The following is a 22,249-nucleotide window of genomic DNA, read 5'->3' on the forward strand; positions in this document are numbered from 1 at the left end:
ATGTCGGCCGCTCCCGACCGGACGGTGAGCGATCCCGACCACTTCCGACACCGGACAGCCCTATACCGGCGCGCACTTCGTGCTGCCCGGACGTCTTCGCAGGCCGAGCAGGGGGACCTTCCATGCCCGACGTATCCGCACTGAAGCTCGATGTCATGCCGCAGCCGACCGCACCTCTCGGGATCCTCCCGGCCGTCGCGGCGGAGAAGTACCCCGACACCCCCTTCCTCTCCGACACGCCCTGGCGCACCTACGACCGCCCGGTCCGCGACTTCGCGGACTTCGCCCGGGCCGTCGACGACTACGCGGACCGGTTCTGGGCCGGCGGCATCCGCCGCGGGGACGTCGTCGCGGTGGTGCAGCGCAACCACATCGAGGTCGAGGGCGTGATGTGCGCCCTGGGCAAGATCGGCGCCCTGCCCGCCCTGCTCTCGTCCGCCATGGAGACCGGCGAGCTCCTGGAGTGCTTCGCCCGCCTGGACGACCCCTACCTCGTCGTCGACTCGACCGGGCTGGCGCGGCTCACCGAGCACCGGCACGCGCTGCGCCGGCTGACCCGCAACGTGCTGTGCCTGGAGGAGACCGACGAGAACTGGGTCGTACCGCTCCAGGAACGCCTCGCGCACACCGCGGGCCCGCGCGACGCGGACGAGTGGTTCGTCATCACCCACTCGTCGGGCACCACCGGGGCGCCCAAGATGGCCGCGCACTCCACTCGCTCCCTGTTCGGCATGGTCGCCCCGATGATCATGATCTTCCGCGACCAGTACTCGCCGCAGGACCTGAACGCCAAGCACCTGTCCTTCGTGCACGCCCGCACCTGCGCGGGCACGCTCGCCTCGCTGGAGACCGCGATGCCCGCCCTGGCCATCGCCGACCCGGACCCCGCGAACGTCAAGCGGCTCATGCTCGAACACCGCCCGACCTCCCTCGAGACCCACCCCAACGTCTACATCCAGTGGGAGTCCCTGGCCGACGACCCCGACCGCCCGTTCCAGCACGTCGAACGGTTCATCAGCACCTTCGACGCCATGCACCCGCGCACCGTGCGGACCCTGCTGAACGCCTCCGAGCACCCCCGCGCCCACTACTTCCAGGCGTACGGGCAGACCGAGTCCGGCCCCATCTGCCTGCGCATCGTCACCCGCGAGGAGTCCGCCGACTACTCGCCGCGCAACGTCGGCCACAGCGGCGGCGGCATGGAGATCCGGATCGTCGACGAGCACGGCGTCCCGCAGCCGCCGAACACGCCCGGTCTGATCGAGACCCGCTCGCCCGGCCGCATGCGCGGCTACGTCGGCGGCGACCCGATGCCGCCCGAGGACTCCTGGTGGCCCATGGGCGACATCGGCCGCCTCCTCGACGACGGCTCGCTGGAACTGCTCGACCGCTCCGTCGAACACGTCGACGGCGTCGGCAGCCTCCTGGAGAAGGAGGACCACCTGCTGGAGGCCCTGCCCGAACTGGTCGAACTCGTCCTGGTCAAGGACGACGACGGCACCGTCTTCGCGGTGGCCTGCCCCCGCCCGGACACCACCCCCGACGCCGACCGCTTCCGCGCGGTCGCCGCCGAGGCCGGGCTCCCCGGCCTCCAGGTGCGCTTCTGGGAGTGGGAGGCCATGCCCGTCACCGGCACCAGCAAGGTCCGCAGGTCCGTGCTGCGCCGCAAGCTCGCCGGCCGGATCCACCGCACCGCCGCCACCGCCCCGAAGGAGGCCTGAGCAGCATGACGCACCTCTGGCACGAACTGTCCCGCGGCCTGCGCGACGGCACGCTGCTGCACACCCCCTCGCGCACCGAGGAACCCGTCTCCGGCGCCGCCCTGTTCGACCGCGCCGAGCGCACGGCCGGTGCCGTCCTCGCGGCCCGCGACGGCCGCGCCCCGCGCCGGGTGGGCCTGCTCATGGCCAACGGCGAGCCCTGGGTGCGCGGCCTGCTCGCCGCGTTCCGCCTCGACGCGGCGGCCGTCCCGCTGGCCCTGCCGGTCGCCTTCGGCGGCGCCGACGCCTACGCCGCCCACGTACGGCGCATCGCCCAGGACGCCGCACTGGACACCATGCTCGTCGACGGCAGCCTCGGCGGCCGGATCGTCGCCCGCGTCGCCGAGGCCGTCCCGCACATCCCGTTCGTCGACATCGCCGACGCCCCGCACTCCCGCGAGGACCTGCCGGCCCCGCACGGCGGCGGCACGGCACCCGCGATCGTCCAGTACACCTCCGGCTCCACCTCCGCCCCCAAGGGCGTCGTGGTCACCCACGCCAACGTGTCCGCCGGACTCGACGCGATCGAGGCCGGGACCCGGTGGACGACCGAGGACGGGCTCGGCGAGTGGCTGCCGCTCTTCCACGACATGGGCCTGTTCACGATGCTCGCCGCGCTGCGCATCGGCTCGCCCGTCTCCCTGTGGCAGCCCGGCGACTTCGTGCGCCGCCCGATGCGGTGGCTCGCCGAGTTCGCCGCCAGCCGCGCCACGATCCTCCCGGCCCCGAACTTCTTCTACGACTACCTGGTGGCCGCCGCGGCCAAGGGCATCCCCGACGACCTGGACCTGTCCGCCTGGCGCTACGGCGGCAACGGCTCCGAGCCGGTGCGCCGCTCCAGCCTGGAGGAGTTCCAGCGGACGTTCGAGCCGTACGGCCTGCGTCCCCAGGTCGTCCAGCCCAACTACGGCCTCGCCGAGGCCACCCTCATCGTCAGCACCGGCGTACCCGGCTCCCCGTACCGCAGCCTGGAGGCGGAACGTTCCAGCCTCGCCGTCGGCGACCGCGTCCGGGAGGCCGCCGAGCCCGGCCCCACCACCCGCACCGTCGTCTCCTGCGGCGCGCCCGTCGAGGGCGTCGACGTGCGCATCGGCGACGCCGACGGCACCCCCCTCGAGGACGGCGTGGTCGGCGAGGTGCAGATCGGCGGCGCCCCCGTCACGTCCGGCTACCTCGGACTCCCCGCCGACCAGCAGCCCTTCACCGCGGACGGCATGCTCCGCACCGGCGACATCGGCTTCCGCCACGACGGCGAGCTCTACGTCATGGGCCGCGTCAAGGCCATGGCCGTCGTCCGCGGCCAGAACTACTACGCCGAGGACGTCGAGGAGATCGTCAAGGCCACCCCCGGGGTCGACCGCCGGCACTGCGCCGCCTTCGCCTGGGAGGACGGCCAGGAGGAGTACATGGTCGTGATCTGGGAGACGAAGCTCGACACCGAAACGGCCCACGCGGTCGGCGAGGCCATCCGCACCCGGCTGGCCGAACACCTCGGCCTCACCGCCGTCGAGACCCTCGCGGTCTCCCCGCAGACCCTCCCCTTCACCAGCTCCGGCAAGGTCAAGCGCTCCGGCGCCGCCGACCTCTACCGCCGGCACCACTGCGCACTGCCCACCGCACCGGAAGGACAGCACTCGTGAGCGTCACCGCGACCCTGGACATCGTCGTACGGGCACTGGCCGCACAGGCCGGCGTCGCCGAGTCGTCCGTCGACCCCGAGAAGCCGCTGTCGGCCGTGCCGGGCATCGAGTCCGTCAAGGCCCTGCGCGCCATCACCGAGATCGAGGACGAGTGCGACGTCGTCATCCCCGACGACTTCCTCTTCGAGACCGCGACCGTGCGCGAACTGGCGGACTTCGTGGCCCGGCTGACCCGGGAGGGCAGCTCCGTATGACCGTGGAGACCGCCGCCGCCGACACCCTGCTCGGCGCCCTCGACCGGTTCCGCACCGCGCCGGCGGACGTCGCCCGCTACGACACCGACACCCCGACCGCGGCCCGCGCCCTGCGGGCCGCCCCCGAGCAGGTCGCGCGGCTCGCCGCGGCGGGACTGCCGCACGTCGTCGACCCGGCGCGGGGGCCGCTGTTCGACTACGACGACCTGATGAACGTCGGCATGTTCTGCGGCACCGGACAGACCGTGCCCGAACTCGGGCTGCGCTTCCTGATGCGCTTCGCCGCCGCCCAGCGGGACAGCTGGTTCGCACCCCGCGACTGGGAGATCGGCGTCCACCCCTCCCGTACGGCCGGCGGCGAGGCGGCGGAGGACCGCGCCGCCGGCGACACGGGCCGGCAGGTGACCGTGCGGGTCCCCGACCTGTCCGCGCCCGGCGTGGAACTGCTGGACGGCGGACCGTTCGACGAGCCGCTGCGCCCCTCGGGGTACACCGCGGCCGTCCGGCTGACCGGCGCCCGGCACACCGTGCGCGACCCGCGGATCCACGAGGCGTGGTCCGAGGTCGTCGACGCCCTGGCCGCCCGCCGGGTCATCTACCAGACCGTGCCCGAACCCCTGCGCGCCGACCACCACCGGGCCTGGGAACTCGGCATCGCCGACTGCGTCGTCGCCTCCCGGCTGCTCGCCGACCGGCTGCGCGCCGCCGGACTGGAGGCGACCGCCCGCCGCGGCTACCTGCTCGGCCTGTTCGGCAGCGACCACGCCTGGTGCGACGTCGTCGAGGACGGCGTGCACAAGTCGCTCGACCCGGTCTTCGCCTTCGTCGCCACGGTCGGTGACGAACGGGGCGTCGCCGAGTCCCCCGAGTTCGCCGCCGCCTGCTTCGGCAGCCGCTTCAACCGGCTGCTGCCCTGCCGCACCGACAGCGCCGAACCCCTCGTGTACTTCGACGGCGAACCCGCCCCCTACTGGGCGATGGTCGGCGTCGGCGCCCGCCCCAGGAGGAGCTCATGACCGCCGTCCGCTCCCTGACCGACGTACGCGCCCTGATCCGGGGCAGCCTGGACCACCCCGTCCTGCTGGACCGGCTCGGCGACGACGACGACTTCGCCGGGGCCGGCATCGGCTCGGGCGAGCTGATCCGCATCGCGCTGAGCCTGGAGGACGAACTCGGCCGGCCCCTGGAGGACGAGGAGCTCCTCGGCCTCACCACGGTCCGCGCCGTCGCCCGGCTGGCCGGGGCGGAGGCGAGCTGACATGTGGCTGAACCACGTGGTGCGCCGGGGTCTCGACCGGGACCCCAACGCCCTCGCCCTGCGCGACGCCCGCCGTGACGTCAGCTGGCACACCCTGCACCGGGACGTACGGGCCCTGGCCGCCCGGCTGCGCCACGACACCCTGCCCGGCAGCCGCGTCCTGGTGCTCAGCGCCAACCGCGTCGAGGTGCTGGAGACCTACTTCGCCTGCGCCGCCGCCGGCCTGGTCGCCGTGCCGGTCAACCCGGCGCTGACCGATCCCGAGATCGGCGCCATCATGGAGTCCGTCGAGCCCTCGGCGGCCGTCGCCGAGGAGGCGTACGCGGCCCGGCTGGGCGCCCTGTACCCGGGGCTGCCCGTCACCGACATCGCGACCGTCGCCGAACTGCCCGACGAGGACGCCGGGCAGGACGGTGCCGGGCCCGCGGACGGCACCGGCACCGGCATGGCCGACCCCGTGCTCATCCTGCACACCTCGGCGACGACCGGCCGCGCCAAGGGCGTCGTCGTCGACCAGCGCTCGCTCCAGATCAACGCGCTGTCCTGGATCGCCGACGTCGGCCCGCGCCCGGGCACCGCCTTCCTCAACGCCGGCCCGCTCTTCCACGGCAGCGTCGTCATCGCGCTGGACCACCTGGCCGCGGGCGGCACCGTCTGCGTCCTGGACCGCTTCACCCCGCAGGGCTGCCTGGCCGCCCTGGAGCGGTGGCGGATCGAGCACGCCTTCCTGGTGCCGTCCATGGTCCGGCTGCTGCTGCGCGCCAAGGGCCTGCCCGGCACCGACCTCTCCCGGCTGCGGCTGCTGCTGCACGGCGCCGCCCCGATGCCCGAGGACCTGGCCCGCGAGGCCCGCGAGCGGCTCGGCGCCGACCTGCAGACCATCTTCGGCATCACCGAGGGCGGCGGGCCCGTCCTCACCCTGCGTCCGGACACCCCCGTCGGGCCGCCGCCGGTGCCCGGCGCGGTCTGCGTCGGCGTGCCGATGCTCGGCGCCGGGCTGCGCGTCACCGACGCCGACGGCCGAGAGGTGCCCGCCGGTGTCATCGGCGAGCTCCAGGTGAGCGGCGACGGGCTGATGCAGGCCTACTGGAAGAACCCGGAGGCCACCGCCGACGTCCTGCGCGACGGCCGGCTCAACACCCACGACGTGGGCTGCGTCGACCGGGACGGCCGGGTCTGGGTCGTCGACCGCCGCAACGACCTCATCCTGCGCGGCGGCCAGAACGTCTACCCGGCCGAGATCGAGCACGTCCTGCGCCAGTCCGGGAACGTCGCCGACGTGGTCGTCGTACCGGTGCCGTCCGACACCTGGGGCCAGACGCCGGTGGCGTTCGTGCAGCCCACCGGTGAGGACCGGTTCGACGCGGAGGAACTGCTGCGGCTGTGCGTGGCGGGACTCGCGCCCTACAAGCGGCCCACCCACTTCCTGCCGATCGAGCGCATCCCGCGCAACCCGGCGGGCAAGGCCCTGCGCACCGACCTGCGCGAGATCGCCCGGCAGACGCTCACCGCCGACAGGGAGAACACCTCATGAGCACCACCGACTACACGCGTCCCGAGGTACTGACGGACCTCGCCGGCGAGTGGGCCGTCCCGGTCAACGGCAGGGCCGTCATCCAGTGGGACTACGACCGGCGCAACGACAAACTGGTCCGGCTGTACCAGCAGGGCAAGCAGCGCCAGTGGGACATGGACGAGCGGCTGGACTGGGACCACGAGGTGGACCCCGACGACCCGCTGGGCCTGCCCGACGACTTCATCTCCATCGCCGGCTCCAAGCTGTGGGACCGGCTGCCGGAGAGCGAGCGGCGGATCGTGCGCCGGCACAGCAGCGGCTGGCTGTACTCGCAGTTCCTCCACTCCGAGCAGGCCGCGCTCATCGCGGTCGGCAAGATCCTGCTCACCGTCGAGGACCTCGACTCCAAGCTGTACGCGGCCACGCAGATGATGGACGAGGCCCGGCACGTGGAGGGCTTCAACCGGTTCCTGCACACGAAGATCGGGCTGCGCTACGGCCTGTCCCCGTCGATCTCCGCCATGTTCGAGCAGGCGATGCGCGAACCCCGCTGGGACTTCGGGGTGCTGGCGGCGCACATCCTCGTCGAGAACATGGGCCTGGCGACCTTCGGCGTGCACCGCGAGCGGCTGCGCGACCCGCTGGCCCGCGCCTTCAGCGCCTACGTCGCCCGTGACGAGGCCCGGCACGTGGCCTTCGGACGGCTGCTGCTGCGCGCCTACTACCCGCAGCTGTCCGAGGCGGAGCTCAGGGAGCGCGAGGACTTCGTCGTCGAGGGCTGCTGGGCGCTGCGCGACCGGTACGTCGACGACGAGATCTGGCAGCACCTCGGGTACGGGGAGGAGGCGATCAAGGCCTCCCGGCGCTCGCCCGCCAAGCGGGAGTTCCGCCGGCTGGTCTTCATGCGCATCGTGCCCGGCCTCAAGGAGATCGGGATGTTCGGGCCCCGGGTCCAGGAGGCGCTGGCCAAGATGGGAGTCCTCGGCTTCCACGAGGTGGACGAGGAGGCGCTGCGTGCCCTGGACGACAAGGCCGCGGTGGACGCGCTGACCCAGCACGAGATGGCGCTGCGGCACCGCGACATCGAGCAGGTCGCCGACCTCGGCAGCGCGGCGCCCTCGGACGGCACCCCGGCCCCCTGAACCGGGCCGCCGCCGCGCCGGGGTACCACCCCCGGCCCCGCCGCGGCGGCGGCCCCATCCCCCGGCCCGGCCACGGGACCCACGGACACGCGACCCGCGGCGCCCGCACCCGCCGGGCGGGGCGGCACACCGTGCCCCGTACCGGTCCCCGAACCCTGGAAACGCGGAGATGCCAGCATGCTCGAAACCACCCCGCCACCCACCCGGCCGACCCGGCTGCGCGGCCTGGCACCGGACGGTGCGGACACCAGCGGCCGGCGCATGCTCGCCGGTCTGGCCGAGGGCACGGTGCCCGCCCCGCCGGCCGCCCGCACGCTCGCGCTGCCGCCCGCCACCTCGTGGCTGCCCGGCCTGGTCGTCTGCGAGACGTCCTTCGACGAGGAGCTGACCCTCACTCCCGGTGTCGTCTTCGGCGGCTGGATCGCCTGCCTGGTCGACCACTTCGCCGGACTGGTGATGCTGTCGGCCATCCCGGACGGCGCCGGCTTCCTCACCGCCGGACTGTCCGTCGACTACCACGCACCGCTGGTGCCCGGCCCCGTCCGCATCGAGACCGTACTGACCAGCTGCTCCACCCGGCGGGCCGTGGCCGAGGTGCGCTTCGAGCAGTACGGCACCCGGGCCTGCACCGGGACCGTCGAACAGATCATCCACCGCACGGCCGGCCCGCAGACGGAGCGAGGGACATGCGCGACAGCGAACTGACCCAGGACCACCGCGACTTCCAGGCCATGGTGCGCGACTTCGTCGAGCGGGAGATCGTCCCGTTCCACGCGGACTGGGAGCGCGCGGGACTCGTCGACCGCGAGGTGTGGCGCCGCGCCGGCAAGCTCGGACTGCTCGGCATCGACGTGCCGGAGGAGCACGGCGGCGGGGGCGTCCGCGACTTCCGCTACCAGGTCGTCCTCAGCGAGGAGATCATGCGCGTCGGCGCGACCGGCATCGGCTTCGCCCTGCACAACGACGTCGTCGCGCCCTACCTCCTGGAGCTCGCCACCGACGAGCAGAAGCGGCGCTGGCTGCCCGGCTTCTGCTCGGGCGACCTGGTCACCGCCATCGCGATGACCGAACCCGAGGCCGGCAGCGACCTCCAGGCCATCCGGACCACCGCCTTCCAGGACGGCGACGACTACGTGCTCCGCGGGGCCAAGACGTTCATCACCAACGGCATCCACGCCGACCTGGTCGTCGTCGTCGCCCGGACCCGCCCCGGCACGGGCGCGCGGGGCCTGAGCCTGCTCGTGGTCGAGCGCGGCATGCCCGGCTTCTCCCGCGGCCGCAAGCTCGAGAAGATCGGCATGGCCGCGCAGGACACCGCCGAGCTGTTCTTCGACGACGTCCGGGTCCCGGCGGCCAACCTGCTCGGCACCCCCGGCCGCGCCTTCCTGCACCTGGCGGCCAACCTGCCGCAGGAGCGGCTCGGCATCGCCGCCTACGCCGTGGCCGCCGCCGAGACCGCCTTCGCCCAGACCCTCGAGTACTGCAAGGACCGCACCGCCTTCGGACAGCCCGTCGGCACGTTCCAGCACGTCCGCTTCGAACTGGCCGAGATGGCCACCGAACTGGACGTCGCCCGCACCTACGTCGACCGGGCGGTGATCGAGCACAACGCGGGGCGTCTCGACGCGGTGGCCGCGGCCAAGGCCAAGTGGTGGGCCACCGACGTCCAGCGCCGGGTGCTCGACCGCTGCGTCCAGCTGCACGGCGGCTACGGCTTCATGCGGGAGACGCCCGTCGCCAGGGCGTTCGTGGACAACCGGGTGCACCCGATCTACGGCGGCACCAACGAGATCATGAAGGAGATCATCGGCCGGGACCTGGGCGTCTGACCCGGCCGCCCGCGCCGCTCCCCGCCCGCGCCGCTCCCCGCCCGCGCCGCTCCCCGCCCGCGCCGCTCCCCGCCCGCGCTGCTTCCCGGCCGCACCGGCCCGGCCCCGCCGCCCGGCCGTCGGCTCCGGCCCGCACCAGTCCGGCGAATCCGCCGACGACCCGACGCAAAGGACCACGATGACGGCAACGACCCACCGGACCGCGGCGACGGCACACCAGTGGACCACCCCGGCCGGCGCCGAGGTGACCCGCCGGTCCGAACCCCTGGACCTCGCACGGGCGGAGACCGAGCTCGCCCGTCTGGAAGAAGCCCTGGACACCCGGCGCGGACTGCTCATGTCGGGCCGCTGCGACCAGCCGGGCCGCTACCGGCCGTACGACATCGCCTACGTCGACCCGCCCGTCGAGGTGACCGCCCACCAGGACGACGTCCGGCTGCGCGCGCTCAACGAACGCGGCCGGGTCCTGCTTCCCGCGCTGTTCCACGCCCTGGCCCCGCTGCGGCCCCGCCGGGACGAGACCGCGGGCACCGTCACCGTCGCGATCGACCCGAGCGGCGGCGCACGGCCCGACCGGGCCCCCTTCGCCGAGGAGGACCGCACCCGGCTGCCCTCGGCCTTCACCGTGCTGCGCGCCGTCGTCGCCGCCCTGGCCGGACCGCACGACGACGTGTGGGGCCTGTACGGGGCGTTCGGCTACGACCTCGTCCTGCAACTCGACCCCGTACCGCAGCACCGGGACCGCGACCCGCGCGACCGCGTCCTCGCCCTGCACCTGCCGGACCGCATCCTGTGCGTCGACCGGCACCGGGGCACCGCGGTGCGGCACAGCTACGACTTCTCCCACGCAGGCCGGAGCACCGCCGGGCTGGACCGCGCCACACCCGCCGCGCCCCTCGCACCGCCGGCCCGGCCGCCGGCCCCGCGCGACCACGCCCCGGGGGCCTACGCGGAGCTCGTCCGCCTCGCCAAGGAGCGGTTCCGCTCCGGCGACCTGTTCGAGGTGGTGCCCGGCCAGAGCTTCCACCGGCGCGCCGAAGCACCGCCCTCCGAGGTCTTCCGCAGGCTGCGGACCCGCAATCCGGCGCCGTACGGCCTGCTGATGAACCTCGCCGACGGCGAGCACCTGGTGGGGGCGTCGCCGGAGATGTTCGTGCGCGTCGATCCGCGGGCCCGCACCGTCGAGTCCTGCCCGATCAGCGGCACCGTCGCCCGCGGCCGGGACCCCCTGGAGGACGCCGAGCAGATCCGGGCGCTGCTCGGCTCCGACAAGGAGGAGTCGGAGCTGACGATGTGCACGGACGTCGACCGCAACGACAAGGCGCGGGTGTGCGTGCCGGGCAGCGTGGAGCTCCTGGCCCGCCGGCAGATCGAGCTGTACTCCCGGCTCATCCACACCGTCGACCACGTCCGCGGCCGGCTCCGCGACGACCGCGACGCGCTCGACGCCTTCATGAGCCACATGTGGGCGGTGACCGTCACGGGAGCCCCCAAGCGCGCCGCCATCGCCTTCGTCGAGGAGCACGAACGCAGCCCGCGCCGCTGGTACGGCGGTGCGGTGGGCCGCATCGGCTTCGACGGGGGCCTGGAGACCGCGCTCACCCTGCGCACCGTCCAGTTCCGCGACGGCGTCGCCACCGTGCGGGCCGGGGCGACGCTGCTGTTCGACTCGGACCCGCGGGCCGAGGAGGACGAGACCGTGCTCAAGGCGGGCGCGCTCCTCGACGCGGTCGAGAACGCGGGCGGGGCGGGGCGGGCCCGCGGACGGTCCGCGGCCGTGCCCGCTCAGGCCGGCCGCCGGCGCCGCGTGCTGCTCGTCGACCACCAGGACTCCTTCGTCCACACGCTCGGCGACTACGTCCGGCAGACCGGCGCGGAGGTGGTCACGTACCGCGCCGGATTCCCCCTGGACCTGCTCGACACCCTGGCGCCCGACCTGGTCCTCCTCTCGCCCGGCCCCGGCCGCCCGGCGGACTTCGGGATGTCCGCCCTGCTGGACGGGGTGCTGGCGCGCGGACTGCCGGTGTTCGGGGTCTGCCTGGGTCTCCAGGGCATCGTGGAGCACTTCGGCGGGACCCTCGGCACGCTGCCGTGGCCCGTGCACGGAAAGCCGTCGTCGGTCGAGGTCGCCGGCGACGGGGGAACCGTGTTCCGCGGCCTGCCGACCCGGTTCCGCGCGGGGCGCTACCACTCCCTGTACGCCGATCCGGCGACGCTGCCGGAGCAGCTGAGGGTGACCGCCCGCACCGCCGACGGCACGGTGATGGGCGTCGAGCACCGCACCCTGCCGGTGGCGGCCGTGCAGTTCCACCCCGAGTCGATCATGACGACCGGGGAGGACGCGGGTCTCACCCTGATCGCCAACGCCGTGGCCGGACTCAAGGGCTCCGTGCGGGCCACCGCGACGGCCGGGAGCCCGCGATGACGACGAACGAGACCCACCGGAACCCGACGCCCGACGGCACCGGGGACCCCACGGACGCGGGGGACGAGCGGGCGGCGGAACCCGCGGTCGAGTCGCCCGCGGCACCGCCGGCCGGCGGTGACCGGGCCGCGGTGGACGAGGGCGACACGGCGGCCGCCGGCGACGAGCGGGCCGCGGCACCTGCCGGCGACCCCGCCGCGGGGCCGGGGGACGACGTGCCCGCCGCCCGCGCCATACCCCGCTCCTCCTTCACCCGCGGCGCACGGCTGATGTCCCTGCCGCTCGGCTTCGCGGGCCGCTCCGCGCTCGGGTTCGGGCGGCGGCTGCTGGGGGAGCCCGGTGACCTGATCGCCGGTGAACTGCAGCGCCGCACCGCCCGCCAGCTCTTCCGCGTCCTGGGCGAACTCAAGGGCGGGGCCATGAAGTTCGGCCAGATGCTGTCCGTCTTCGAGGCGGCCCTCCCGCCGGAGGTGATCGGTCCCTACCGGGCCGCTCTGACCCTGCTCCAGGAGGCCGCGCCCGCCCTGCCGGCCGACCAGGTGCACGCCGTCCTCCGGGAGGAGCTCGGCCCCGACTGGCGCGACCGGTTCAGCGCGTTCGAGGACGCGCCCACGGCGGCCGCGTCCATCGGCCAGGTGCACCGGGCCGTCCACACCGACGGCAGGACCGTCGCCGTCAAGATCCAGTACCCGGGCGCCGGCGAGGCGCTGCTCGGCGACTACGCCCGGCTCGGCCGGCTGATCCGGCTGTTCTCCCTGGTCACCCCCGGCCTGGACGTCGAGCCCATGCTGCGCGAGCTGCGCGAGCGGGTCGCCGAGGAGCTGGACTACCGGCTCGAGGCCGAGGCCCAGCAGGCGTTCGCCGACGCCTACCGGGGCGACGAGGAGATCGTGGTCCCTGGCGTGGTGGCCTTCACCCGGCGGGTGCTCGTCACGGAGTGGCTGGAGGGGACACCGCTCGCCGCCGTCATCCGGGAGGGCACGCAGGCCGAGCGCGACGCCGCGGGCCTCAGGTACGCGCGCTTCCTGTTCTCCGGGCCCGAGCGGGCGGGGCGCCTGCACGCCGACCCGCACCCCGGGAACTTCCGCCTGCTTCCGGACGGCAGGCTCGGCGTCCTGGACTTCGGTGCCGTCAAGCACCTCCCCGACGGCTTCCCCCCGGCTCTCGGCAGCCTGATCCGGCTGGCACAGGACGGGGACTGGGCCGCCGCCCAGGAACTCCTCGTGCGGGAGGGCTTCGTCACGGCGGGCGCCCCCCTCGACCACGACGCCCTCGGCGCGTTCCTGCTGCCGGTGGCCACGCCGTCGGCCGCGGAGACGTACCGCTTCACCCGCGAATGGCTCCGCGAGGAGGTCGTGCAGGCCGTCGACCTGCGCGAGGGCGGTCTGCTGCGCCGCTTCAACCTCCCGCCCGCCTACGTGCTGGTGAACCGCGTCGTCGGCGCCGCCACCGCGGTGCTGTGCCAGCTCGAGTGCGAGATCCCGTTCCGCGCGGAGGCGGCCCGGTGGCTGCCGGGATTCCTGCCGGTCCCGGCCGGCGCGCGGGAGGCGGAGGCCACCGGCGGCTGACTCCCCCGGCGGGCCCGGCCGTCCCGGCGTCGGGTGTCCCGGCGCCGGGTGTCCCGGTCCCGTGCGACCTGTATAACGGTATGCAGAAACCGGTACGGGTGAATAGGTCGAGGGGGAGCACGTCATGAGCGGGACGGACGGCCCGGCCGCGCGGCTGCAGGCGCTCTTCGAGGGGCACCGGCTGACGCCGACCCAGCGGCGCATCGCGCACAGCATGGTGCGGCGCGCGTCCGACGTGCCCTTCCTCTCCAGCGTGGAGCTGGCCGAGCTGGCCGGGGTCAGCCAGCCGTCCGTGACCCGCTTCGCCGTCGCCCTGGGCTTCGACGGCTACCCGGCGCTGCGCCGGCACCTGCGCGAGGTCGCCCCCGCGGAACCGGCGGCGGACACCGGCTCCTGGAACGAGTACCAGCAGGCCGTGGAGGCCGAGATCGCGAACCTGCGGCACCTGGCGGAGGCGCTGGCCGACCCGGGGCCGGTGCGGGAGGCGGGCCGGGTGCTCGCCGGCAGCCGGCCGCTCCCGGTGCTCGGGCTGCGCGCGGCGGCCGCCCAGGCGCACGGCTTCGCCTACTTCGCCGCCAAGGTCCACCCCGACGTGCGGCTCCTCAACGAGGGCGGCACGATGCTCCACGACCGCATCGACGCCGCCGTCCGGGCCGGCGCGAGCGCCCTGCTCTGCTTCGCCCTGCCCCGGCATCCGCGCGAGGTCGTCGACACGCTCGCCCACGCCAAGGAGGCGGGGCTCACGGTGGTGACCGTCGCCGACTCCGCCTTCGCGCCGGTCGCCAAGGTGTCCGACCTGCTGCTGCCGGCCGCCGTCGGCACCGGCCTCGCCTTCGACACGGCCTGCGCGCCGATGCTGCTCGGCCGGGTGCTGCTGGAGGCGATGTGCGACGGACTGCCGGACGCCCAGGCCCGGCTCGAGGAGTTCGACGCCGAGGCCGTGGCCCGGGGCCTGTTCGTGGAGTGACCGCGACGGCCGACGGGTTCTCAGATTCGTCTCAGCTTCCCCCGTTACAGTGCGGCGCCCGACACATCCGTCGGACGTATCGAACTGACAGGACTGGGGACGAGGAGGCCGGCACGTGGCACGCGGAGGACAGGGACTGGCTCGGGTCGCCGTCGTCGTACGGGCGGGGGCGGCGCCGCTGTGGTGGCTGGGCGCGCTCGCGGCGGGCATCGGTGTGCTGGTGCCCGGACTGACCGGGCGCCGGATCGGCGTCCTGGCCGGCGCGGCGCTGTTCGTCGTGGCGACGGCCGTGGTGGCCTCGGCGCGCCGCGGGCGGTACACCGCCCTGGCCGGCTCGGCCACCCGCGCGGGCAAGCACGACGTGCTACAGGACCGCGCGGTGACCGTGCGCAACTGGCGCCGGGGCCACCGCTGGTGGCTGCTGCTCGCCTTCCTCGCCGCGCTCGGCAGCGCCTTCGCCGTACCGGCCGCGGCGGGACTGCTGATGGCGGGCTGCGGTGCCGGGCTGTGGCTGAAGTCCGCCTGGATCGGCCGCCGCGAACAGGGCGGGGACGCACTGCTCTGGGTCCGCGTGGACTGGCTCGCCCGCACCGGCGGCCGCCCGGCGGGCAGGGCCGTCAGGACGTACCGCAGCACGGGCGTCGCGGCGGGCGACGCGGCCCCCGGCGGCGCGAGGCGCAGGACGGCGGCGCCGGTCTGAGCGGGGGCGGTCGCGCAGGCCCCCGTCAGGGGCGCGGGGGCCGCGCGATCCGCCACGACGGACGCGCCTAGGAGGGACCCGCGCCCCCGCGGCCAAGGGCTCCGGTCAGCGCGTCGGCGTGCTCTCCCCCCGCCTCGGCCACGATCTCCTCGACCTCCTGCGCCCTGCGCACGGTGGCGAAGGCGACACCCCCGCCGCCGCCCCCGGCGAACCCGTACACCGCCGGCCGCGCCAGCGAGTTGTACGCGTAGTGGTGAGCGAAGTAGTACGCCCCCGTGTCCAGCGCCGCCGCGTAGTCCCCCTGCTCCAGCAGCGGCAGCGCGCGCCCGGTCGCCAGCAGGTCGCCGGCGAAGCACGCCGGACCCGCCACGTCCTGCACCACGTCCGGCCCCTCCTTCGGCAGTCCCTTGCCGTCGTACGCGGCGATCCGCAGCGGCCACGCCCCAGGGGCGTACACCGTCCGCGTCGCCACCTGCACGCCCGCGTGCGTCACCGCGACCGGCCGGCCCCCGGCGCTCTTGGCGTACTCCACCCGGGCCACGACCGTGCCGTGCTTGGCCAGCAGCGACCGCCCGAACTCGGTGACCAGCCCGTACCGCCCGTCGAACAGCCCCGGCACCGCCTCGCGCAGCACGCGCGCGTACGCGGCGTACGTCGGCGTCGTCTCGTCCGACGCGAAGTTCACCGGCAGCCCGCCGCCGATGTCGACCGTGTCCACCTGCCGGCGCCCGGCCCGTTCGTTGATCTCCTCGGCGAGCGCGTACGTCGCCGCCACCCCCTCGGCCATCAGCGTCAGCGGGATGCCCTGCGAGCCGGTGTGCGCGTGCAGCCGGGTCAGCCACGGCCGGTCCAGATACGCCCGGACCACCCACTCGCGGGCCCCCTCGTCGCGCAGCGCCACGCCGAACTTCGAGGTCGCCGTGGCCGTCGAGAGCGCCTCGATGGAGCCACCTCCGACCTGCGGGTTCACCCGTATGCCGAGCGGGGACCGGCTCGCCCCCGCCGCCATCAGGGCATCGAGGCGCGCCAGCTCCTGCGGGTTGTCCGCGTTGACCGCGACGCCCAGCGCCAGCGCCTCGCGCAGCTCGTCCGGCGTCTTGGCGGGCGAGTCCAGCACCGTGCGCTCCGCCGGCACGCCCGCGGCACGCGCCAGGGCCAGCTCGCCCGGGCTCGCGACCTCCGTGCCGATGCCCTCCTCGTGCAGCAGCCGCAGCACCGGCACCAAGGGGGTCGCCTTCACCGCGAAGGCGTGCAGCACCGGCGTCCCCGGCGCCGTCACCGCCTCGAACGCCGCCCGCAGCGCCGCCGCCGACTCCCGGATCCCGGCGACGTCCAGCAATCCGACGACCGGGGCGCCGGGGCCGAGCAGCCCCTGTTCCACGGCAGCCCGCACCGCCTCGTCGCGCCGCGCCGCCCGCATCCCGTCGGTGCCGTCGAGCTCACCGCTCGTGCCCGTGCCGTTGTCCACGTGCTCCTCCGTCTCCTCGCCCGCCCGCCCGCCTGCCCCGGCCCGGCCTCCAGCCAAACATCCGCGACGCGGCCGCGCCGGGACACGGACGTATTGACTAGTTCTATTCACGAAGCGAGGATATGAATATCCGCAGTAACAATCCGCCGGGAGCAAGCCACCAGGAGGCAGACCATGTCCGGACCCCGCCCCGTCCGAGCGCCACGCGGTACACAGCCGAGCGCCCTGGGCTGGCAGCAGGAGGCCGCCCTGCGGATGCTGCAGAACAACCTCGACCCCGAGGTCGCCGAGCACCCCGACAAGCTCGTCGTCTACGGCGGCACCGGCAAGGCGGCCCGCGACTGGCGCTCCTTCGACGCCATGGTCCGCACCCTCGAGACCCTCAAGCAGGACGAGACGATGCTCGTCCAGTCGGGCCGGCCGGTCGGCGTCATGCAGACCCACGAGTGGGCCCCGCGTGTCCTCATCGCCAACTCCAACCTCGTCGGCGACTGGGCCAACTGGGAGGAGTTCCGCCGCCTGGAGGCCCTCGGCCTGACCATGTACGGGCAGATGACGGCCGGCTCCTGGATCTACATCGGCACCCAGGGCATCCTCCAGGGCACCTACGAGACCTTCGCCGCCGTCGCCGCCAAGAAGTTCAACGGCACCCTCGCCGGGACCATCACCCTCACCGCCGGCCTCGGCGGCATGGGCGGCGCCCAGCCCCTCGCGGTCACCATGAACGACGGCGTCGCGATCTGCGTCGACTGCGACCCCCGCGCCATCGACCGCCGTATCGAGCACCGCTACCTCGACGTGCGGGCCGACTCCCTCGACCACGCCCTCCAGCTGGCCACCGAGGCCCGTGACCAGCGCAAGCCGCTGTCCATCGGCGTCCTCGGCAACGCCGCCGAGCTGGTGCCGCAGCTCCTCGCCATGGGCGCCCCCATCGACATCGTGACCGACCAGACCTCGGCCCACGACCCGCTGGCCTACCTCCCCGTCGGCATCGCCTTCGAGGACATGGCCGACGCCGCCGCCAAGGACCCGGCGGGCTTCACCACCCGCGCCCGCGAGTCCATGGCCCGGCACGTCGAGGCCATGGTCGGCTTCCAGGACGCCGGCGCCGAGGTCTTCGACTACGGCAACTCCATCCGCGGCGAGGCCCAGCTCGCCGGATACGACCGGGCCTTCGCCTTCCCCGGCTTCGTCCCCGCCTACATCCGCCCCCTCTTCTGCGAGGGCAAGGGCCCCTTCCGCTGGGCCGCCCTGTCCGGCGACCCCGCCGACATCGCGAGGACCGACAAGGCGATCCTCGAGCTCTTCCCCGAGAACGAGTCCCTGGCCCGATGGATCAAGATGGCCGGCGAACGGGTCCACTTCCAGGGCCTGCCCGCCCGCATCTGCTGGCTCGGCTACGGCGAGCGCGACAAGGCCGGCGAGCGGTTCAACGACATGGTCGCGAGCGGCGAGCTGGCCGCGCCGATCGTCATCGGCCGCGACCACCTGGACTGCGGCTCCGTCGCCTCCCCCTACCGCGAGACCGAGGCCATGCTCGACGGCTCCGACGCCATCGCCGACTGGCCGCTGCTCAACGCCATGGTCAACGTGGCCTCCGGCGCCTCCTGGGTCTCCCTCCACCACGGCGGCGGCGTCGGCATGGGCCGCTCGATCCACGCCGGGCAGGTCACGGTCGCCGACGGCACCGCCCTCGCCGGCGAGAAGATCCGCCGGGTCCTCACCAACGACCCCGGCATGGGCGTCATCCGGCACGTCGACGCCGGGTACGACATCGCGGAGTCGGTCGCCGCGGAGCGCGGCGTGCGGGTGCCGATGCGCGAAGGCGACGAGGACGGCGCCGCGTGAGCTTCCACAGCATGTGGGCGGAGCTGCTGCCGGTCGGCCGCAGCTCCGCCTCCGGCGGCTACCGCCGCTTCGCCTGGACCGGCGCCGACGCCGACTGCCGGGCCTGGTTCCGGGAACAGGCCGAGGCGCGCGGGCTGACGTACGAGCTGGACCGCAACGGCAACCAGTGGGCCTGGCTCGGCGACCCGGCCGCCGGGAACGCCGTCGTCACCGGCTCCCACCTGGACTCCGTGCCCGACGGCGGCGCCTTCGACGGCCCGCTCGGGGTGGTCTCCGCCTTCGCGGCCCTGGACGAACTGCGCCGCAGGGGAGCGCGGATCACCAGGCCGCTGGGCATCGTCAACTTCGGCGACGAGGAGGGCGCCCGCTTCGGCCTCGCCTGCGTCGGCTCCCGGCTGACCTCCGGTGCCCTCACCGTCGAGCAGGCCCACCGCCTGACCGACGCCGACGGCGTCACGCTGCCGCGGGCCATGGAGGCCGCCGGACACGACCCGGACGCCATCGGCCCCGACCCCGAACGGCTCGGCCGCATCGGCGCCTTCGTCGAACTCCACGTCGAGCAGGGCCGCGCCCTCGACCTGTCCGGCGACCCGATCGGCGTCGCCAGCGCCATCTGGCCGCACGGCCGCTGGCGGTTCGACTTCCGCGGCGAGGCCAACCACGCCGGCACCACCCGGCTCGCCGACCGGCGCGACCCCATGCTCGGCTACGCGGAGACCGTCCTCGCCGCCCGCCGTGAGGCCGAACTCGCCGGTGCCGTCGCCACCTTCGGCAAGATCTCCGTCGAGCCGAACGGCGTCAACGCCATCCCCTCCCTCGTCCGCGGCTGGCTCGACTCCCGCGCCGCCGACCAGGCGACCCTGGACACCGTGGTCACCGGCGTCGAGCGGGCCGCCCGCGCGCACGCCGCCGCCCACGGCGTCGACCTCGACGTCGTCCGCGAGTCCTTCACGCCCGTCGTGGAGTTCGACCACGCCCTGCGCGACGAACTCGCCCGCATCCTGGGCAGCGGCGCCGAAGCGGAGATCCCGGTCCTCGGCACCGGAGCCGGACACGACGCCGGAATCCTCTCCGGGCGCGTCCCGACCGCCATGCTGTTCGTACGCAACCCCACCGGTGTCTCGCACTCCCCGGCCGAATCCGCCGCCGAGGACGACTGCGTGGCCGGGGTGAACGCACTCGCCGACGTACTGGAAGGGCTGGCCCGCACGTGACTCCCACCCCGCGGACGTACTGGCTGGAGCACGCCTGGCTCGGCACCCACGTCGAGCCGGGCGTCGCCGTGGACGTACGGGACGGCCGCATCGCCGCCGTCCGCACCGGCGCCCCCGCCCCGCCGCCCGGCGCCGAGATCCTGCGCGGCCTGACCCTGCCGGGGCTCGCGAACGCCCACAGCCACGCCTTCCACCGCGCCCTGCGCGGCACCGTCCAGGTCGGCTCCGGCACCTTCTGGACCTGGCGCGAGGTCATGTACTCCGTCGCCGACCGGCTGACCCCCGAGGCGTACCACGACCTCGCCCGCGCGGTGTACGCCGAGATGGCCCTGGCCGGCATCACCACCGTCGGCGAGTTCCACTACGTCCACCACGCCCCCGCAGGCACCCCCTACGCCGACCCCAACGCGATGGGCGAGGCCCTGATCGAGGCCGCGGCCGCAGCCGGCATCCGCATCACCCTCCTCGACACCTGCTACCTCTCCGCCGGCTTCGGCGAGCCCCCGAACACCCACCAGCTCCGCTTCTCCGACGGGACGGCGGACGCCTGGGCGGAACGCTGTTCGGCTCTCCGGGACCGGGACCACGCGCGGATCGGGGCGGCGATCCACTCCGTACGGGCCGTACCCGCCGCCCAGTTGGCCACGGTGGCGCGCTGGGCGGAGGAACGGGGGGCGCCGCTGCACGTCCACCTGTCCGAGCAGACCGCCGAGAACGAGGCGTGCCTGCGGGCCCACGGGTGCACCCCGGCCCGTCTCCTCGCCGACCACGGCGTGCTCGGACCCCGTACCACCGGCGTCCACAACACCCACCTCACCGACGAGGACATCGCCCTGCTCGGCGGCAGCCGCACCGGCACCTGCATGTGCCCGACCACCGAACGGGACCTCGCCGACGGCATCGGACCCGCGCCCGCCCTCCAGCGGGCGGGCTCGCCCCTCTCCCTCGGCTCCGACAGCCACGCCGTCGTCGACCTGCTGGAGGAGGCCCGCGCGATGGAGCTGAACGAGCGGCTGCGCACCCGCACCCGCGGCCACTGGACGGCCGCCGCCCTGCTGCGCGCCGCCACCGAGGACGGGCACGCCGCCCTCGGCTGGGACGACACCGGCCGCATCGACGCCGGGGCCCGCGCCGACCTCACGACGATCGCGCTGGACTCGGTCAGGACGGCGGGGCCGCTGCCCAGGCTCGGCGCCGAGACGGCCGTGTTCGCGGCGACGGCGGCGGACGTGCGGCACACGGTCGTGGGCGGGCGGCACGTCGTACGCGACGGGGCCCACACCCTGGTCCCCGACGTGCCGCAGGCCCTCGCGCGGGCCGTCGAGGCCCTGCGCGCCTGACCACCCGACCCCGCCCCCACGAGGACGTCACGGACACCATGAGCAGCACCGTCATCACCAACATCGCCACGCTGGTCACCAACGACCCCTCGCTCGGACGGGGGTCCCCCCGCTCGAGCAAGTTCGAGAGTGGGGGAGGATCCCCCCTCGGACTGGTCCGGGACGCGGCCGTCGTCATCGACGGCGACCGCATCGCGTGGGCCGGTGAAGCGAGCAGAGCGCCCGCCGCCGACGACCGCGTCGACGCCGGCGGCCGGGCCGTCCTCCCCGGCTTCGTCGACTCCCACTCCCACCTCCTCTTCGCGGGCGACCGCACCGAGGAGTTCAACGCCCGCATGTCCGGCCGCCCCTACAGCGCCGGCGGCATCCGCACCACCGTCGCCGCCACCCGCGCCGCGAGCGACGAGGAACTGGAGGCGGGGCTCGTCCGCCACCTCGCGGAGGCCCTGCGCCAGGGCACGACGACCTTCGAGACCAAGTCCGGCTACGGCCTGACCACCGCCGACGAGTCCCGCGCCCTGCGCATCGCCGCCCGGCACACCGACGAGGTCACCTTCCTCGGCGCCCACGTCGTCGCCCCCGAACTCGCCGACGACCCGGCCGCGTACGTCGCCCTGGTCACCGGCGAGATGCTCGACGCCTGCGCCCCGCACGCCCGCTGGGTCGACGTGTTCTGCGAGAAGGGCGCCTTCGACGGCGACCAGGCCCGCGCGATCCTCACCGCCGGCCGGGCCAGGGGCCTGCACCCGCGCGTCCACGCCAACCAGCTCTCCTACGGCCCCGGCGTCCAGCTTGCCGTCGAGCTGGACGCGGCCAGCGCCGACCACTGCACCCACCTCACCGACGCCGACGTGGACGCCCTCGCCCACAGCGACACGGTCGCCACCCTGCTGCCCGGCGCCGAGTTCTCCACCCGCGCCGAGTGGCCGGACGCCCGCCGCCTCCTCGACGCCGGTGTCACGGTCGCCCTCTCCACCGACTGCAACCCCGGCTCGTCCTTCACGTCCTCCGTCCCCTTCTGCATCGCCCTCGCGGTGCGGGACATGGGGATGACACCGGACGAGGCGGTCTGGTCGGCCACCGCGGGCGGTGCGGCGGCCCTGCGCCGCGACGACGTCGGCCGCATCGCCCCGGGCGCCTACGCCGACCTGAGCCTCCTGGACGCGCCGAGCCACGTGCACCTGGCCTACCGGCCCGGCGTGCCGCTGGTCGACGCCGTGTGGCGGCGCGGCGTACGCGTGGTGTGACGCCCGGCGCGGCGCCGTCAGGGCCGGGGGAGGGGCGCCGGGCACGGAACCCGAAGAGGGACGGCCCGGCCCG

Annotated in this window: 18 protein-coding genes; 17 read left to right on the forward strand and 1 reads right to left on the reverse strand. The window is 74.6% G+C overall.

What is annotated here, in order from left to right; translation table 11 throughout:
- The first annotated feature begins 122 nt into the window (after positions 1-122).
- From ACFWJB_RS18015 to ACFWJB_RS18075, 13 genes are all read left to right on the forward strand, one after another.
- Entirely contained in the window at positions 123-1,721 is a 1,599-nt protein-coding gene (locus ACFWJB_RS18015; RefSeq protein ID WP_385458980.1) for a class I adenylate-forming enzyme family protein, read from the forward strand.
- 5 nt (positions 1,722-1,726) lie between these two features.
- On the forward strand, positions 1,727-3,400 hold the full coding sequence (locus ACFWJB_RS18020; RefSeq protein ID WP_385458978.1) for an AMP-binding protein: 1,674 nt from the start codon (positions 1,727-1,729) through the stop codon (positions 3,398-3,400).
- Entirely contained in the window at positions 3,397-3,654 is a 258-nt protein-coding gene (locus tag ACFWJB_RS18025) for an acyl carrier protein (RefSeq protein WP_385458976.1), read from the forward strand. The genes ACFWJB_RS18020 and ACFWJB_RS18025 overlap by 4 nt, the downstream gene beginning before the upstream one ends.
- A complete protein-coding gene (locus ACFWJB_RS18030) occupies positions 3,651-4,670 on the forward strand; it encodes a hypothetical protein (protein ID WP_385458974.1) in 1,020 nt (339 codons plus the stop codon). Before ACFWJB_RS18025 ends, ACFWJB_RS18030 begins: the two co-directional genes overlap by 4 nt.
- Positions 4,667-4,912 (forward strand): phosphopantetheine-binding protein, encoded by a 246-nt coding sequence (locus tag ACFWJB_RS18035; RefSeq protein ID WP_362497771.1) that lies wholly within the window; start codon positions 4,667-4,669, stop codon positions 4,910-4,912. Before ACFWJB_RS18030 ends, ACFWJB_RS18035 begins: the two co-directional genes overlap by 4 nt.
- A gap of 1 nt (position 4,913) precedes the next feature.
- The gene (locus ACFWJB_RS18040) at positions 4,914-6,446 is read left to right on the forward strand and encodes a class I adenylate-forming enzyme family protein (protein ID WP_386923245.1); all 1,533 of its coding nucleotides are present in this window, start codon (positions 4,914-4,916) and stop codon (positions 6,444-6,446) included.
- Positions 6,443-7,570, forward strand: coding sequence for a diiron oxygenase (locus tag ACFWJB_RS18045; RefSeq protein WP_386923247.1), 1,128 nt, complete (start codon positions 6,443-6,445; stop codon positions 7,568-7,570). Before ACFWJB_RS18040 ends, ACFWJB_RS18045 begins: the two co-directional genes overlap by 4 nt.
- Before the next feature lie 177 nt (positions 7,571-7,747).
- Entirely contained in the window at positions 7,748-8,275 is a 528-nt protein-coding gene (locus tag ACFWJB_RS18050; RefSeq protein WP_386923249.1) for a PaaI family thioesterase, read from the forward strand.
- Positions 8,257-9,399, forward strand: a complete 1,143-nt coding sequence (locus tag ACFWJB_RS18055; protein WP_386923251.1) for an acyl-CoA dehydrogenase family protein — start codon at positions 8,257-8,259, stop codon at positions 9,397-9,399. Before ACFWJB_RS18050 ends, ACFWJB_RS18055 begins: the two co-directional genes overlap by 19 nt.
- 178 nt (positions 9,400-9,577) lie before the next feature.
- Positions 9,578-11,824 carry an anthranilate synthase component I gene (locus ACFWJB_RS18060; protein ID WP_386923253.1) on the forward strand — a complete coding sequence of 749 codons (2,247 nt, stop codon included), beginning with the start codon at positions 9,578-9,580 and terminating at the stop codon, positions 11,822-11,824.
- Complete coding sequence (locus ACFWJB_RS18065; protein ID WP_386923255.1) at positions 11,821-13,392, forward strand: ABC1 kinase family protein; 1,572 nt, start codon at positions 11,821-11,823, stop codon at positions 13,390-13,392. The genes ACFWJB_RS18060 and ACFWJB_RS18065 overlap by 4 nt, the downstream gene beginning before the upstream one ends.
- Positions 13,393-13,516: 124 nt before the next feature.
- Positions 13,517-14,359: a MurR/RpiR family transcriptional regulator gene (locus tag ACFWJB_RS18070; RefSeq protein ID WP_385458963.1), complete on the forward strand. Its 843-nt coding sequence runs from the start codon at positions 13,517-13,519 to the stop codon at positions 14,357-14,359.
- 115 nt (positions 14,360-14,474) lie between these two features.
- A complete protein-coding gene (locus ACFWJB_RS18075; protein WP_386923257.1) occupies positions 14,475-15,059 on the forward strand; it encodes a hypothetical protein in 585 nt (194 codons plus the stop codon).
- A gap of 67 nt (positions 15,060-15,126) precedes the next feature.
- Here ACFWJB_RS18075 and ACFWJB_RS18080 read toward each other — a convergent pair whose 3' ends face one another.
- Positions 15,127-16,479 carry a diaminopimelate decarboxylase gene (locus ACFWJB_RS18080; protein WP_386923309.1) on the reverse strand — a complete coding sequence of 451 codons (1,353 nt, stop codon included), beginning with the start codon at positions 16,477-16,479 and terminating at the stop codon, positions 15,127-15,129.
- Between the two features lie 222 nt (positions 16,480-16,701).
- Between ACFWJB_RS18080 and hutU the strand changes: the two genes are divergently transcribed.
- The 4 genes from hutU to hutI are packed head-to-tail and all read left to right on the forward strand — an operon-like array spanning position 16,702 to position 22,176.
- Complete coding sequence (hutU, locus tag ACFWJB_RS18085; RefSeq protein WP_386923259.1) at positions 16,702-18,375, forward strand: urocanate hydratase; 1,674 nt, start codon at positions 16,702-16,704, stop codon at positions 18,373-18,375.
- Positions 18,372-19,589: an allantoate amidohydrolase gene (locus tag ACFWJB_RS18090; RefSeq protein ID WP_386923261.1), complete on the forward strand. Its 1,218-nt coding sequence runs from the start codon at positions 18,372-18,374 to the stop codon at positions 19,587-19,589. The genes hutU and ACFWJB_RS18090 overlap by 4 nt, the downstream gene beginning before the upstream one ends.
- Positions 19,586-20,929, forward strand: coding sequence for a formimidoylglutamate deiminase (locus ACFWJB_RS18095; RefSeq protein ID WP_386923263.1), 1,344 nt, complete (start codon positions 19,586-19,588; stop codon positions 20,927-20,929). Before ACFWJB_RS18090 ends, ACFWJB_RS18095 begins: the two co-directional genes overlap by 4 nt.
- Positions 20,930-20,967: 38 nt before the next feature.
- A complete protein-coding gene (hutI, locus tag ACFWJB_RS18100; protein WP_385458953.1) occupies positions 20,968-22,176 on the forward strand; it encodes an imidazolonepropionase in 1,209 nt (402 codons plus the stop codon).
- The last annotated feature ends 73 nt before the right edge of the window (positions 22,177-22,249 follow it).

It is taken from the genome of Streptomyces sp. NPDC127100 (assembly GCF_042724095.1).
Classification (GTDB): Bacteria; Actinomycetota; Actinomycetes; order Streptomycetales; family Streptomycetaceae; genus Streptomyces.